The 14,754-nt window shown below is 34.7% G+C and carries 16 protein-coding genes; 4 read left to right on the forward strand and 12 right to left on the reverse strand.

Annotation, left to right across the window (positions count from 1 at the left end; genetic code table 11):
- The first annotated feature begins 2 nt into the window (after positions 1 to 2).
- Positions 3 to 776 carry an SDR family oxidoreductase gene (locus WBN20_RS01970; RefSeq protein WP_424280520.1) on the forward strand — a complete coding sequence of 258 codons (774 nt, stop codon included), beginning with the start codon at positions 3 to 5 and terminating at the stop codon, positions 774 to 776.
- On the opposite strand, the gene WBN20_RS01975 is transcribed toward WBN20_RS01970, so the two are convergent.
- From WBN20_RS01975 to WBN20_RS02020, 10 genes are all read right to left on the reverse strand, one after another.
- Complete coding sequence (locus WBN20_RS01975; protein ID WP_424280521.1) at positions 777 to 1,457, reverse strand: metal-dependent hydrolase; 681 nt, start codon at positions 1,455 to 1,457, stop codon at positions 777 to 779.
- Between the two features lie 24 nt (positions 1,458 to 1,481).
- Positions 1,482 to 3,440, reverse strand: coding sequence for a sensor histidine kinase (locus WBN20_RS01980; RefSeq protein ID WP_424275709.1), 1,959 nt, complete (start codon positions 3,438 to 3,440; stop codon positions 1,482 to 1,484).
- 743 nt (positions 3,441 to 4,183) lie between these two features.
- Positions 4,184 to 4,936, reverse strand: a complete 753-nt coding sequence (locus WBN20_RS01985) for a LytR/AlgR family response regulator transcription factor (protein ID WP_424275710.1) — start codon at positions 4,934 to 4,936, stop codon at positions 4,184 to 4,186.
- Between the two features lie 37 nt (positions 4,937 to 4,973).
- Positions 4,974 to 5,882 (reverse strand): 1,4-dihydroxy-2-naphthoate octaprenyltransferase, encoded by a 909-nt coding sequence (gene menA, locus WBN20_RS01990; protein WP_424280522.1) that lies wholly within the window; start codon positions 5,880 to 5,882, stop codon positions 4,974 to 4,976.
- Positions 5,882 to 6,478 (reverse strand): SPOR domain-containing protein, encoded by a 597-nt coding sequence (locus tag WBN20_RS01995; RefSeq protein WP_424280523.1) that lies wholly within the window; start codon positions 6,476 to 6,478, stop codon positions 5,882 to 5,884. The genes menA and WBN20_RS01995 overlap by 1 nt, the downstream gene beginning before the upstream one ends.
- 155 nt (positions 6,479 to 6,633) lie before the next feature.
- On the reverse strand, positions 6,634 to 7,464 hold the full coding sequence (locus WBN20_RS02000) for a S1-like domain-containing RNA-binding protein (RefSeq protein WP_424280524.1): 831 nt from the start codon (positions 7,462 to 7,464) through the stop codon (positions 6,634 to 6,636).
- Between the two features lie 65 nt (positions 7,465 to 7,529).
- Positions 7,530 to 7,874 carry a DUF2853 family protein gene (locus WBN20_RS02005; protein WP_424272323.1) on the reverse strand — a complete coding sequence of 115 codons (345 nt, stop codon included), beginning with the start codon at positions 7,872 to 7,874 and terminating at the stop codon, positions 7,530 to 7,532.
- Positions 7,875 to 7,907: 33 nt separating this feature from the next.
- Positions 7,908 to 9,665 carry a 2-succinyl-5-enolpyruvyl-6-hydroxy-3-cyclohexene-1-carboxylic-acid synthase gene (menD, locus tag WBN20_RS02010; protein ID WP_424280525.1) on the reverse strand — a complete coding sequence of 586 codons (1,758 nt, stop codon included), beginning with the start codon at positions 9,663 to 9,665 and terminating at the stop codon, positions 7,908 to 7,910.
- Positions 9,666 to 9,714: 49 nt separating this feature from the next.
- A complete protein-coding gene (locus WBN20_RS02015) occupies positions 9,715 to 10,764 on the reverse strand; it encodes an isochorismate synthase (protein ID WP_424280526.1) in 1,050 nt (349 codons plus the stop codon).
- A gap of 1 nt (position 10,765) precedes the next feature.
- Positions 10,766 to 11,188 carry a PaaI family thioesterase gene (locus WBN20_RS02020; RefSeq protein WP_424280527.1) on the reverse strand — a complete coding sequence of 141 codons (423 nt, stop codon included), beginning with the start codon at positions 11,186 to 11,188 and terminating at the stop codon, positions 10,766 to 10,768.
- Between the two features lie 58 nt (positions 11,189 to 11,246).
- Here WBN20_RS02020 and WBN20_RS02025 point away from each other — a divergent pair, with 58 nt between their 5' ends.
- The 3 genes from WBN20_RS02025 to WBN20_RS02035 are packed head-to-tail and all read left to right on the forward strand — an operon-like array spanning position 11,247 to position 12,741.
- Positions 11,247 to 11,897, forward strand: a complete 651-nt coding sequence (locus tag WBN20_RS02025) for an alpha/beta hydrolase (protein ID WP_424280528.1) — start codon at positions 11,247 to 11,249, stop codon at positions 11,895 to 11,897.
- Complete coding sequence (locus WBN20_RS02030) at positions 11,894 to 12,457, forward strand: GNAT family N-acetyltransferase (RefSeq protein WP_424271235.1); 564 nt, start codon at positions 11,894 to 11,896, stop codon at positions 12,455 to 12,457. Before WBN20_RS02025 ends, WBN20_RS02030 begins: the two co-directional genes overlap by 4 nt.
- An 11-nt stretch (positions 12,458 to 12,468) precedes the next feature.
- Positions 12,469 to 12,741 (forward strand): VOC family protein, encoded by a 273-nt coding sequence (locus WBN20_RS02035; protein ID WP_424280529.1) that lies wholly within the window; start codon positions 12,469 to 12,471, stop codon positions 12,739 to 12,741.
- 128 nt (positions 12,742 to 12,869) lie between these two features.
- On the opposite strand, the gene WBN20_RS02040 is transcribed toward WBN20_RS02035, so the two are convergent.
- Both WBN20_RS02040 and WBN20_RS02045 read right to left on the reverse strand, forming a co-directional pair.
- Entirely contained in the window at positions 12,870 to 13,814 is a 945-nt protein-coding gene (locus WBN20_RS02040) for a hypothetical protein (protein WP_424280530.1), read from the reverse strand.
- A gap of 103 nt (positions 13,815 to 13,917) precedes the next feature.
- Positions 13,918 to 14,754: Hsp70 family protein (locus WBN20_RS02045; protein WP_424280531.1), on the reverse strand; the 837-nt coding region annotated here is incomplete at its 5' end.

Genomic DNA, 14,754 nt, shown 5'->3' on the forward strand with positions numbered 1-14,754 from the left:
AAATAATATGGTTAACCGGGGCTTCCTCCGGAATTGGAGAAGCTCTGGCCTATGAATTAAGTCATAAAGGCTATAAGCTTATTATATCGGCACGGAATGAGAAGCAACTCATCCTGGTAAAACAGAAATGCAAATATCCGGAGAATGTGGCAGTTTTGCCTTTGGATCTTGCCGGTTTCAGCACAGTGGGTAATAGTGTAAAAATTGCAATAGCTATATATGGGAGAATTGACATCCTAATAAACAATGCAGGAATAAGTCAACGCTCTTTAATCATGGAGACAGGTTTGGAAGTTTATGAAAAATTAATAATTGTAAATTATTTGGGAACCGTTGCCCTTACTAAAGAGGTCTTGCCTCATTTTATCTCAAAAAAGAGTGGGCAATTTGTTACTGTGACCAGTTTAATGGGCAAATTTGGGTCTCCATACAGATCTGGTTATTGCGCTGCCAAACACGCCTTGCACGGTTTCTTTGATGTGCTTAGGATGGAACACGATAAGGACGGTATAGATGTAACCCTGGTATGTCCTGGTTTTGTTCAGACCAAGGTGGCCATAAATGCTTTAATAGGAGATGGTTCTTCTCAAAATAGAAATGATACTGCAACGGAGCAAGGTATGCCTGTGGAGATATTTGCCAGAAAAATGATCCGGGCCATAGAACAAAAAAAATATGAAGTTTATATTGGAGGTAAAGAAATTAAAGGTATTTACCTGAAACGATTCTTTCCAAAGCTATTGCATAAAATAGTACTGAGAAGCCAGTACAGATAATTAAATTTTAATTGCCTCCCCTATTGGTAACAGATGCAATTTTTTGCCGGCTTTTGCAAATTCTTCCTGAGCCTTCTTATGGTCAATTTCTATATAACCAAAAGTATCATAATGATATCCCAAGACAGTATCACAAGAAACAAAATCTGACGCCAGAACTGCATCTTCAATACCCATAGTGAAATTATCTCCAATGGGTAAAATGGCCAGATCTAATTGATGGGTCAAAGGAATTAATTTCATATCTGCAGTTAAAGCTGTATCTCCGGCAATGTAAAGTTGCTTGCCATCTGAGGAGATGATAAATCCACCAGGCTGTCCGCCATATGAGCCATCGGGAAAGGAAGAAGTGTGTATGGCATTCGTATATTTTACTTTTCCAAAGTCAAAATTCCAGTTACCGCCGTGGTTCATTGGATGTACCTTGAACCCTTTGGCCTGATAATGCATAGCAATCTCATAATTACTAACAATTACCGCATCAGATCTTTTAGCAATGGCTTCTACATCCAGGATATGGTCCTGATGTGCATGTGTAACAAGGATATAATCGGGATTCAAATCTTCTATATCAACCTTTCCGGTTGCCTTGTCGTTGGCCGTAATGAAAGGGTCGACTAAAATCTTGAAATGGCCTACCTCAACGTATAAGGATGCGTGTCCTAAAAAAGTAATTTTCATAATGGTACAATTAGAAGTTCAAATTTATTTAAAATTGAACCAAAAACGAACACCATCTGTAGTTTTATCAATATTTAATGTAGATTGTAATTGATTTACCAGGCGTTTCATTAATCGAATCCCCATAGATGAATTGGCCCTTTCTTCAGATTCTTCATCGAGCCCTATACCATTATCGGTATATTCAAAGAATCCCTGGTCGCCGTTTTTTCTTAGGTGGATATATATTTTGCCGTCGTCATCGTCGTCGGGAAATGCATATTTAAAGGAATTAGAAACCAACTCATTTAGTATTAATCCAAAAGGTATGGCCCTGTCAATATCCAGTTCAACACCTTCAGCGTCAATAGTTATATTAATACTATGTCCTCCTTTTTTGAATACCGATTGTACACTATTTACCAAACTTTCTATGTAACCCTGCATTTCAATTACAGATAAATCATCATTTTGATATAACTTCTGATGTATTAGAGCCATAGCTTTTACCCTGCTCTTTCCTTCCTCAAGGGCTTCAATGGCCGCTTTGCTTCGTGTATTTTTGGTTTGTAAACTCAGAAGGCTCGATACCATTTGCAGGTTGTTTTTTACCCGATGATGGATTTCTTTAAGTAAAGAATCTTTTTCAACCAGAGAATTTTCAATTATATGCTTCTGTTCGGCAATCAGACGTTGATTCTTTATACTTTTTAAATAAGCATAAACTAATCCCGCAAAACCCAGAAGTGTAAAAATCAAAGAAATAAAAACCAGGTTTATTTGCTCATCCTTAGCCTGCATTTCATTTCTTGCGCGTTCCATTTCCAGCTTTTGCGCATCTATCATTCGTTTGGAATTCTCTATTTCATATTTTGCAACCGTAGAAAGCTGTTGTTTTTTAAGTGATGAGTCATTGATATTAATAGAATCGGCAATCCTTACATTTTTCTTCAAGTAAAAACTTGCATTTTTATAATCCTCAATCTTGTCGTAATATGCTGCCAGTAATCTATTTTTCTTAATAACATGTTCTGTCTTAATGGGATTGAGAGCTTCACTTAAAATATCCTTTGCTTTTTGAAAATTTTCTAATTGCAGGTGACAATCTGCAAGTGCCAAACTATTTTCTACGACATCTTCGGAATACTGACCAATATTATTTTCTTTTATTAAACCTATACTGTTTTCTAAATAGGGTAATGCTTCTTCAAATTGTTTTAGTTGCAAATAGGACTTTCCAATATTACCTTCTATAATGCCTTTTAATAATTTGGCATCCTGCAATTCCTTCTCCGTCTTAACCTGGGTTACATCATTTAAATATACGTCTATATATCCCTTAGCTTTTTTAAAATTACTTAATGCAACGGAAGAAGATTTATCCAGAAGTAAATACCGCCCAACATTATTATTGTATTCCGCAAGACCGTAGAGATCACTGTTATCAATGGTCTTTTTCATATCCATGATGTAATCTTGCATGGCTTTTCTATGCAACCCTAGATTCGAATAAATATCATAAAAGGTAATATTTTCAGAGAATCCCAAATCTCTTTTCTCCTGTCTGATCTCAACTTGCTTTCCATATAGCTGTAACTGGGAATAGTTATTATCTATAAGATCTAACATATACCTCTTGGTCTTCAGGTCGAGACTATCTTTTACTGAATACAGGTCATTAGCTATAGCCACACTTTTGTCATAGTCGCCCAAATCATAATAAATTTGAGACTGCATGAGCTTATAATTATTTATGGCCGTAGAATCTCCCGACTTCTCTGCGGAGTTTAGATAAACATTAACCTCATCTAGCCAATCATAGGCGGAGTTTTCATTATACCTATGTAATGTATTAAAGAAATAATCGGACCTTTCAGTAACACTTTGCTTATCCTTGAATACATCCAATGCATTTTCATCCAAGGTGTCTAAAACCTGCGCTTCGACATTTTGAACTAAAGAAAGAAAAAATATTACTAAAATTTTACCCAGCGATTTTGCCATAACAAGCTTTGGGATATTTGCCAAATACTATTTTGATTTGATTATAATTATAAAATTAAAACCCGTAACAACAATTTAAACTTACCATTAATTTGCCTAGTGTTTAAATTTTTGTTGTAAAGTAGAATGAAACTGTTGTCTATTGAACTCTTGGTAAAATGAAGTTCATTAAAAATATATTCTCATCCTACCTTTTATTTCCATAACACCTTGAATTTTCCACATGTATTCTACAAATCATCTCGATAATTTATCTGGATAAATTAAAAAAAGACTACGCTCAAAGCATAGCCTTTTAAACTGTGATATATTAATGATAAGATTTGGGGTGCTGTATAAGCGCTTCAAATTTATTACCTAGAAATTTAGGATTCGGGATTTTGTTGTGTAAGTGCATAATTATGTTGTGAAATTGCATTTTACAGTCATTATTTGCATTTCACCCGCTTTTTTAGCCTTTAATCGAGACTTAAATCCATGTAAATTAGAAATCCGGTTTAATTTAAAATGGTCATAATCAAAAAGAGCCCTGCCAACTAAGACAAGACTCTTTTACGAGAACACTATATGAAAATGAAAAAAATTAATCGATTAATTATATAGCCAAAGTATTCCAATTCTTCTATGGAGAAAAATAATTGTTGTGAAGTAGTTAAAATGTGTTGTGATTGGCCTTATGATGGCCATCAAAAAGAGATCTAAGGCTCTATTCTGATAAGATAAAACTGCTAAAAAGCTAAAAACTATGAGTTCATAGCAGAAATAATAAACTCTTTAAAATCCTTGGAAATTGGTATGAGGGTATTATTTATCATAATATCCTTAGAATTAATAGCATCTATATGATCTACGTTTACGATATAAGATTTATGCGCTCTGTAGAATTTATTTTTGGGTAATTTCTCTAAATAATCTTTTAAAGGAGATCTTACCAGAAATTTCTTGTCTATTGTATTTACTTCCAGGTAAACATTGTCTGCCTTTATAAACTGAATATCTCCAAACTGAATGCGATAATAAAGGTGCTGCTTTTTGACAAAAATCGAATCTTTGAGAACAGAATTGGATACTACTCTCTCTTCATCTTCCGGATGTTCCTGTCCTCCTTCTTTGGTTGAGTAATCAAAATTTGAAAGTGCAATCTCAATAGAAGTATACAGATCCTGCTGTTCAAATGGTTTTACAAGGTAGCCATTAGGTTTTACTGTCTTAGCGTTCTCTACAGTAGCCCTATCAGAATTGGAAGTGACGAAAATGAAGGGAATATTATAATGCTCTCTAATATGTTTCCCTAAATCAATTCCCGTTTTGTCTGATGCTAAAATGATATCAATAAGCACCAGGTCTACATGATTATTTTTTAAAACCTCTTCTGCTTGTTCGTAAACAATAACATTATCTACAATTTCATATCCTATTTCCTCCAACATCGATTGCATATCGTCTGCAATAATCACATTATCTTCTACAATAAGAATTTTTATAGCTTGTTCCAAAGTAAGTATGGTATTTGTGGGTTATGTCTTCTCAAATTTACAAAAAATAATTATACCCGATATAAAACAAGAATCCCAACAGAAAAGTACTCAGTGCCACTTTTTTTAATTCAGGATCAAAATTCCGGGGATTTTCTATTCTACTCACTAACCTTAAATGAATAAAAAGAGGTACAAATGCGATCAGACATATTCCACTTTTCCATGAATAGTAATGATTCCATATAAAAGCTAGCATACTAATAAAAGCCATAAAAATGAGGGCGTAATGGTAAACTTTCCCTTTAGAAAGCCCTATTTTGACAATTACCGTATTCTTATTAGCTTTTTTATCCGATTCTATATCTCTTAAGTTATTTAAATTAAGTACCGCCGTACTAAGAAATCCTATAGAAGCAGCAGGAAGCACTGCCGTAGATGTTAAAAACTTTGTATATAAAAACATAGAACCCAGAACACTCAATAGTCCGAAAAATGTAAATACAAAAAGGTCACCAAAGCCTTTATAACCATATGCATTGCTCCCAACAGTATATTTAATGGCAGCCCAAATACTTGCTATTCCAAGTACTACAAATAAAACTATATACTTTATATCTTCTTCTTCAAAAGCAAAGTACAAAAGCAGGAAGACCAGGAATAAATCAATAACAACAGAGATACGAATACCAGTTTTTAACTCCATTTTAGACAGTTGACCGCTTTGATAAGCCCGTTTGGGTCCAATTCTGTCTTCATTGTCTGTTCCTTTTACTCCATCACCATAATCATTTGCAAAATTCGATGTAATTTGAAAAGCAACTGTTGTTAATAAAGCAAGAATAAAAATATGCAAATCCCAATAACCGTAAATATTCGCCACAGCTGTACCTACGAAAATACCTGACAATGATAAGGGAAGGGTTCTTAGGCGGGCCGCACTCAGCCAAGCTCTAAATTTGGTCACTAATAAGGATCTTCAATTTTTATTCGCTTCCCATCCTGATATGAGGCCACAAATGCATCATCGAAGCCCATTTTAACCAATTGATATCTGAAGGACCTGGCTTCTTCCAATGTTTCAAAATTACCCAGTGAATAAGAGTAAAAAGGGTTGGTTTTAACAAACATGGTATTTGTCAAAGATTCTGAGGCCAGGGTAAGATTATTATCAACAAAGGATTTAACCTGAACTGAATATATTTTTTCTTTTTCTAAGAATTTCTTAGCCAGATAGAATTCCTTTACCAAGCTTAATTCTTCATTTTTTATTTGAAGATTATCTATTCTGGTTTTTATAGCGTCCAGACTATCAATAGAAACCAATAAATTTTGATTGTCATAGGAATTAGAACTGCTAAGCCCCCCGATATATGAAATAATTCCAATAGTTCCAATTAAAAAAAGTGTAGTTACACCGGCAAGGATATTTCTTTGGACCTTACTTCTTTTTAATTCTTTATTCTTAAATTTTATTTGATCTAACAAGCGTTCATTTATAATCTGTGCTTTGTCAATATCTTTATGTAATTCTAATAAATCGCTTTCTTCAATAAAGGGCATTTTATATTTTATTTAGGGGGTCAACGGTTAAAATTAAGTAAAAAGCTTATTATCAACAAAATAAATAAGGTTATTCAGGCAAAAATAACAGATTTAATGGAAAGAATTATATACGTTTTAGGTAATTGTTTAAAACTATTGAAAAATAATCAGATTCACACCCTGTATATGCCGTCTTCTTTTATGTCAATTTTTCGATCCCTGTAAAGGGCTCCTATGGCTTTTTTAAAGGTTTTTTTACTCATCTGAAACATTTCCCGTATTTCCTCCGGAGCTGATTTATCATGAAGCGGAATATATCCATCTGCTAATTCTAACTGCTCAAAGATCTGCTTAGCCGCAGGTTCAAGTCCCAAATGACCAATTGGTTTTAAAACAACATCAATTTTATTATCCTCACGAATTTTCTTTACATACCCTTTTAAAGTTGCTCCAACCTGCATGGGTTGAAATACCTCACTTTTAAAAACAAGTCCCTGGTATTTATTATTAATTATGACATCCCAACCTAATTCAGATTGCCTGCTTACCAATAGATCTACCTCATCATTAGGGCTGAGTAATATATCTTCATTCTTCGCGAATTTATTCAATCTGGATGAAGCTACCAGTCTGAAAGTCTTTTCATCGAGGTAACAAAAAACTACATACCATTCTCCTGCAATCATTTTTATCTGCTGTTCCCTAAAGGGTACAAGCAAATGTTTTTCCAAGCCCCAATCCAAAAAAGCGCCAAATTCGTTTACCTCGGCCACTCTAAGCCATCCAAAAGTATTTCTTTTAATTAGTGGTTTAAGTGTTGTCGCAATAGGTCGTTCTTCATGATCCAGGTAACAAAAGACATTGATATCATCCCCAATATTAAAATCGTCAGGAATGTATTTTAACGGAAGTAATAAATCATCCACGTCATCGTCTCCTAAAAATAATCCTACGGCCGTTTCTCTTAGAATTTTTAATGTATTATAATTTCCTAATTCTATCATGAAGTCGTTCTATGTAAAAAGGTATAAAAAAAGCCGTTCATTAAAAGAACGGCTTTTTAAATGTTCTAGTTATAAACAGATTCTTTTTTAAAGTGCTTTGCCAATATATAATAAACTACCGCACGATGTTTGTTCCTCTCAGAGGTACCATATGTACTAATTACTCCATTAATACCTTCCATTAGATGAGGACCATCTGTTAGGCCTAATTTTTTTAATAAAAAATTGTTCTTTACAGTTTCCAGTTCAGAACTGTCTGTTCCCGACACTTTGGAAGCATCCGAATTATAGATCGCAGGACCCAGACCAATAGCTACTTTTGTAAGCAGATCCATATCAGGGATTTGACCAAATTTATCCTTGATATCAGCAGCGTACTGCTGAATGAGATTATCTCTTCTGCTGCTCATAGTATTCGTGTTTTAAGAGGATTTAATAATATTCTAAGATATGAAATCAAAATAAGTAAGCAAAATTTTATCGTTTAATAATCGGGGGGTTTTTACTTCTAAAAGCACTGGCGATTTGGAAGGTGAATAAAAGGTTGACAAGGCGGTTTTTAAGGTTTTCTTATCTACAGCTTCCACATGATTTATATTAAATAGCGAGCAAAGTTTTTGCAGTTCTAAATCCTGCACTGTCTCAAAATAGGTCTCAAAATTCTGAGTATTTTCCATACCCGGTAAAATTCTAAAAATGCCACCACCGCCATTGTTGATGACTATTATTCTAAAATCGTCTCGCCTATAAGAATTCCACAAGCCATTGCTGTCATAGAAGAAACTCAGATCTCCCGTTATTAGTAATGTAGGATTCACTGAATGAACTGACGAACCAATTGCGGTAGAAGTACTCCCGTCAATGCCACTTGTTCCTCTATTACAATATACGCTAAGTGAAGGATCCAAATCAAATAACTGCGCGTATCTCACGGTTGAGCTGTTTGCCAGATGTAGCTGATAGTTTTTAGGAATATCAGAACAAATAATTTGAAAAGCCAAAAAATCTGTGAATGGAATTTCACTTATATAAGTTTTTCTTCTCCTCAGATATTTTTGTTTGGCTTTATTCCATCTGCTGTAGTAATTACTTTGCAGCTTAAACCTCTGCTTTAAAACGTTTTCGCAGAACCAATTTTCATCTGCCTTTATGTGCTTTGAAAGGCTAAAAAATGTATCATAGGCTTTTTTACTATTTACATGCCAATGATGTTTTGGTTTATAGTTTCTGAGAAATGCTTTTATCTTTTTAGAAACTATAAGCCCCCCCATCGTAATTAATAGTTCCGGCTGTAATTCCACAGCGAGTAATTCTTTGTCATTAGATTTTTCAATTGGCGCAATTATACTATCTATACTTGGGAAAAAATTTTGATGATAAGCATTTGAAGTAACTTCCGTAAAAACTATTACAGAATCGTCCTTGGCAAGGATATTTAAATACTCAACATTAATGCTATCAGGATTATTTACACCTATAATAACCATTTTCTTTTCACATGAATTCCAAGTTCGGGCAAGATCATCCCAATTGATTTCCTCACTGTTCTTCTCCAAAATAAAAGGGACACAAAATGGAGCTAGCTTCAAATCTTCCACGACATCATATAAAGGCTCTTCAAAAGGAATATTTATGTGTACAGGGCTTTTTTGGGTAAATGCCACCTTTAAAGAATTATTTAACTCTGCATCATTAAAACTTTGTATTTGAGACTGCAATTGATCTAAACTATAGTCTTTTGCAAACAAGTGGGGATCATACTTCTTTACTGTATTGGTAGCATGGGAGATATCTTGTTTTAAATTGGCTGAATAACCAATATGCTTTTCAAATAATGTTTCCTGTCTTATGGTCTGACCATCACCAATATCTACTTTATAAGCGGGTCTATCCGCAGATATAACAATAAGTGGTATATCGCTGTAAAAAGCTTCTGCTACTGCGGGGTAATAATTTAAAAGTGCACTTCCTGATGTACAAACAGCTATCACAGGCTTTTGTAAGTGTTGCGCCATGCCTAAGGCGAAAAATGCTGCGCAGCGCTCGTCTACAATACTGTAACACGAAAAATATGGGTCATTAGTAAACCCAATGGTCAATGGGGCGTTCCTTGAACCTGGGGAGATAACAACGTTCTTTATACCCCTTGATTTACAATGGAAAACAACCGATTGAGCCGAAGGAATACTAGAATACTTCATAGGCACCACGAAAATACGACGGAACAATGTGTAAATCCAATCAAATGACTTAATTAAATATCATATTTAGCATGGTTTCACTTTTATCTACTGTTTCTATCCACTCTTGTTGAGCATTGGAATTGGCTGTTATTCCACCACCAATATAAAGGAAAGCCGAATCCTCTTTTATTTGCATGCAGCGAAGATTAACAAAGAGATGCGAAGTTTTGTCATTATCAATATTTAGTTCTCCTAAAAATCCGGTGTAAAATTCCCGGTCATAATTCTCATTCCTATTAATAAAAGCTTCTGCTTCAGTTACAGGAAAGCCGCAAATAGCCGGTGTAGGATGTAATGCTTGAATTATACTTTTTAATTCCAAATCCCCAACTGTTCCCCAGATTTTAGTTCTTAGATGCCATAAATTCCCTGCCCTAACGGAATTTACCTTTCCAATTGACAAATCGGGGACGTAAGTCCTGAGTTCTTGAACTATGTGTTGGGTAACCATATCCTGTTCCTCTTTTTCTTTTGTACCCCATGAAGGTTTATCTGGGGTTGTACTCTTTTTGGTGCCCGCAAGAGACATAGTCACCAAAGTGGAATTTTGTTTAAGAAAAAGTAATTCGGGTGTAGCTCCTATCCAAAGACCTATTTTTGGATGGTACCAAAAATAACAAAAGGCATCAGGATAACTGTCAAGGACTTTTCTAAATATTTGAATAGGTGAGGAATTATTGGGTACGACTATCTTTCTTGATAGTACTACTTTCCTGAATTTATTATTCTTAATTTCTTTAATTCCCCTATTTACAATTTCGATATGGTATTCCCTCCCATCTCCCGAGATTGCTCCAAAATCAGGAGTGTCAAATTTGTACTCCCTTATTTGATATTCATGCGAATAAACTTTGTCCGCACTAATTAGCACTGCCGGAGCCTTCTTATTGTAAGGGGCAAAAACAAACCCTTTCTCGCTAAAATCATTTATATGGTGCAGAGTCGAATCATGCTGGAAAATAGAGATTACTTCATTGGTATTGGGTTTTCTGTAAACAACAACGGGTAATTCACTTTTCCAGTGAGTTTCAATTATGCCAATGTGTTCTAAAAACATGCTAGGCTCTTGGTAGGGCAATAGTGGTTAATTTACATATTGAAATTAGGTTCCCATTTATGTCTGTTACCCTAATATCCCACAATTGAGTAGTTCTCCCTTTATGAATAATTGTGGCTCTGGCGTATACTTCCCCTTCACTTATACTCTTTACATGATTTGCTGATGTTTCAATACCACGGACAAAAACTTTTTGGCCGTCGAGAAATACATAAGAAGCAGCACTGCCAACACTTTCAGCCAGAGCAACAGTTGCACCGCCATGTAGCACGCCATCGGGTTGATGAACCTTAGAAGTTACAGGCATTTTAGCCACAAGGTAATTTTCACCTACATCAACAAATTCAATTTCCAAGGTTTCCATAAGGGTATTTTTACAAATATCATTGCAAACCTTTAGTATTTTGTCCTTGTATTCGTCCATAGAAATAATTTTACGTAAAATTAAGCATTCAAATGCAACTAATAACAATAGAACTGGTATGAGTAATAAACCCTTGGAAAAATCTGTCAGGTATAGCAGCACAAACACTTATGAAACATTAAATGAACTTACAGATATAACAAAAAATGTATGGATAGTTTTTCATGGAATCGGGTATTTGAGCAAGTATTTCCTAAAATATTTTGATGAACTAAATCCTGAAGATAATTACATTATTGCCCCGCAGGCACCCTCTAAATATTATCTAAATAACTCCTACAAACACGTCGGTGCCAGTTGGCTCACAAAAGAAAATACTGAAACAGAAATAATTAATAACCTCAACTATCTTGATGCCATTCTGGAAGAAGAAACGATCCTTTCCAATCGTAACCTTATTATATTTGGATATTCCCAAGGAGTCTCGATGGCCGCAAGATGGGTGGCTCAGCGTAAAATTGTATGTAATCAATTAGTGCTCTATGCGGGTGGTATTCCAAATGAACTAAATGCAACTGATTTTACACATTTAGGCAATAATACTCAAATAACTATAATCATCGGTAATAAAGATGAATACCTAACCAAGGAACGCCTATCAATTGAGAGAGAAAAAAGCCGGACAATATTTAATGGCAAGGCTAAAGAACATATTTTTGATGGAGGGCATATCGTAAAAAAAGAACTAATTAATAGTTTGATTATATGATAAGATCAATAATTCTGGAAAATGATCGGGTAAGACTCTCGCCTCTAACTCTGAATAACTACACCAAGTTACAGTCAGTAGCTGCTGAACATAAACTTGTTCAATATTCCCCTTCTGATATAGAAACTCCTGTGGCTCTTAGGACATATGTTAAAATAGCCCTGGAGCAACAGAAGCAAAGATCCTCGTTTCCCTTTATTATCTATGACAAACAAGCCAGGGCTTATGCCGGATGTACGAGATATATGAATATGGATCATAAAAACAAGGTGTTGGAGATTGGCTCTACATGGATAGGTGAAAAATTTCAGGGTAGCGGTCTTAACAAACAAATGAAACATCTCTTAATTAACCATGCATTTAACATACTGGGGTTTGAAAAAGTTTCCTTCAGGATAGATGAACGAAATATACAATCGAGAAAAGCGGTGGAAAAGCTGGGAGCAATTCTGGAAGGAATACTCAGGGAAAATGTTTATTTATTAGATGGCTATAAAAGGAATACCTGCTGTTACGGTATTCTGAAAAATGAATGGAAGAATTTACTTAGCAGGGATTAATATGCAAAAAATTGAAACAGTATATTTCATCAATTAGTCTTTTAGTAAGAGATTACGATGAAGCAATAAAATTTTATACCAAAAAATTACATTTTTTAATACCTGAAGACACTGAGCTCGAAGGACACAAAAGATGGGTTACAATAACTCCAAGGGAAAATAATTCCTGCCATTTGCTTTTGGCAAAGGTCATAGTAGAACAACAGTATAACGCAGTCGGAAATCAAAGTGGTGGCCGCGTTTTCTTATTTTTATATACCGATAACTTTTGGAGAGATTTATAAGAAATGAGCAAACAAGGTATTAATTTTGTTGGTCTTCCCCGTAAAGAAATTTATGGAAGCCTAGCCGTTTTTGAGGATCTCTATGACAACTTATAGGATTTAATTGAACCGTTTAAAGAGTATTGTTATTATTCTTCAGTTATTTTTAATTCATCCTGATAATACGTTATTCTTCGAGTAGTAAATAGATTTTTTGGTGTTATGATCTTTTTAACCCAATTACCCTTCTTTTCACCATCAAATTGATAGATATAATCTTTTGTGCTGACAGATTTATCAATTTTTGCAACTTCTTTTGAAAGCAAGTCTGCGTTATTATACTTATAATTAACTGTCTTAATGGTTACAAATGACTTCTTATTTTCATCATAAGTAAATTCCTTTAAAGAGGTTAATCTTTCTTCTAAATCATAAATTCGCTCTTTCGCTTTATTGGGATTTCCCTCAAGAAATTCTTTGGTCAAAACTATCTTGTTCTTTATCCCTTTTCTATTCTTTTTAAAAGAAGTTCTTATAGATTTAAGAATTACGCCATTTAACAAATAGGTTATTGTAGTTTCACCCTTGTAACTGCTATAGTCAATATTTGTCTCGTCTAAACCTTGATTATTAGATCTTACAATTTCTATGAGATTACCATCTTCATTATAAGAATACTCATAGATATCCAAAACGTCACCGGTATATGAAATAATTTTTTCCGAAACTTTCTTATTAACCGTCGTATCAACTTCATAAAAATGCGCAATTGAAGTCTGTTTGTCAAACTGACCTTCGCGATAAACTTCATCACGCTTTTCCAACAACTGTCCGTTCAAGTATTTGTAATAGGTAATATCGTAATCGGTTTCATTATAGCCCGTTAAATTTTTAGTGAGCAGGCCATCCCTGTTGAATTCGAACTCTTCTTTGCCATAATCAGTAATAACCAGGCAAGACTTTACCGTTCCCCGAAGGTCAAAATCTTTTATTGTAAAGATTTGTGGCTCCTGGGTAAAAGTCTTTAAGGGCAATAAGAAAAATCCTATAACCGATATTATCCTATAGATGTAAGCAGCGTAGTTTTTTTGCATTGAAACAAAATTACTTCTTTATACTTCAACATGAAAACAAATAGCATACCGAAAATAAAAAAGGGCGGAATAACCGCCCTTTAAATCCACTTTAAATTTCCTTTTACTTTACTTCTTCAAAATCTACATCTTCTACATTATCTCCTTCTTTTGTATCTTCAGAAGCAGTCTCTTCACCATTAGATGGTGCTTCGGCTTGCTGTGCTTCAGCCTGGGCCTTATACATCTCTTCAGATGCAACCTTCCAAGCCTCATTTATTTTATCAAGTGCAGATGTGATTACCTCAACATCTTTACCTTCATAGGCAGTTTTAAGCTCTGTTAAGGCATCTTCAACAGGTTTTTTCTTGTCCTCAGATAATTTATCACCAAACTCAGTTAATTGTTTCTCAGTCTGGAATATCATACTATCTGCCTCATTCATTTTATCTGCAATTTCTTTTGCTTTTTTATCAGATTCGGCGTTAGCTTCTGCCTCTGCCTTCATTTTCTTGATTTCCTCCTCAGTAAGTCCGGAAGAAGCTTCAATTCTGATATCCTGAGTTTTATTTGTCGCCTTATCTGTAGCCGACACCTTTATAATACCATTAGCATCTATATCAAAAGTAACTTCGATCTGAGGTATCCCTCTTTGTGCTGGTGGAATTCCATCTAAATGGAATCGTCCAATTGTCTTATTATCTGTGGCCATTGGTCTTTCTCCCTGTAAAACATGGATCTCAACAGATGGCTGGTTATCCGCAGCAGTAGAAAATACTTGTGATTTTTTTGTCGGAATAGTGGTATTTGATTCAATCAATTTGGTCATTACTCCTCCCATAGTCTCAATTCCAAGGGACAATGGAGTAACATCTAATAGCAAGACATCTTTCACGTCTCCAGTAAGAACTCCTCCCTGAATAGCAGCTCCTACAGCCACAACTTCGTCAGGGTTGACCCC

This window comes from Eudoraea sp. (assembly GCF_049665975.1).
GTDB lineage: Bacteria > Bacteroidota > Bacteroidia > Flavobacteriales > Flavobacteriaceae > Eudoraea.

What these genes read in the sequence shown, in the direction of transcription:
- WBN20_RS01975 (WP_424280521.1), bottom strand. Translation starts at nt 1,457, where the DNA reads ATGAAAATTACTTTTTTAGGACACGCATCCTTATACGTTGAGGTAGGC.
- WBN20_RS01980 (WP_424275709.1), bottom strand. Translation starts at nt 3,440, where the DNA reads ATGGCAAAATCGCTGGGTAAAATTTTAGTAATATTTTTTCTTTCTTTA.
- WBN20_RS01995 (WP_424280523.1), bottom strand. Translation starts at nt 6,478, where the DNA reads ATGCCCTTTATTGAAGAAAGCGATTTATTAGAATTACATAAAGATATT.
- WBN20_RS02000 (WP_424280524.1), bottom strand. Translation starts at nt 7,464, where the DNA reads ATGATAGAATTAGGAAATTATAATACATTAAAAATTCTAAGAGAAACG.
- WBN20_RS02005 (WP_424272323.1), bottom strand. Translation starts at nt 7,874, where the DNA reads ATGAGCAGCAGAAGAGATAATCTCATTCAGCAGTACGCTGCTGATATC.
- menD (WP_424280525.1), bottom strand. Translation starts at nt 9,665, where the DNA reads ATGAAGTATTCTAGTATTCCTTCGGCTCAATCGGTTGTTTTCCATTGT.
- WBN20_RS02015 (WP_424280526.1), bottom strand. Translation starts at nt 10,764, where the DNA reads ATGTTTTTAGAACACATTGGCATAATTGAAACTCACTGGAAAAGTGAA.
- WBN20_RS02020 (WP_424280527.1), bottom strand. Translation starts at nt 11,188, where the DNA reads ATGGACGAATACAAGGACAAAATACTAAAGGTTTGCAATGATATTTGT.
- WBN20_RS02025 (WP_424280528.1), top strand. Translation starts at nt 11,247, where the DNA reads ATGAGTAATAAACCCTTGGAAAAATCTGTCAGGTATAGCAGCACAAAC.
- WBN20_RS02030 (WP_424271235.1), top strand. Translation starts at nt 11,894, where the DNA reads ATGATAAGATCAATAATTCTGGAAAATGATCGGGTAAGACTCTCGCCT.
- WBN20_RS02040 (WP_424280530.1), bottom strand. Translation starts at nt 13,814, where the DNA reads ATGCAAAAAAACTACGCTGCTTACATCTATAGGATAATATCGGTTATA.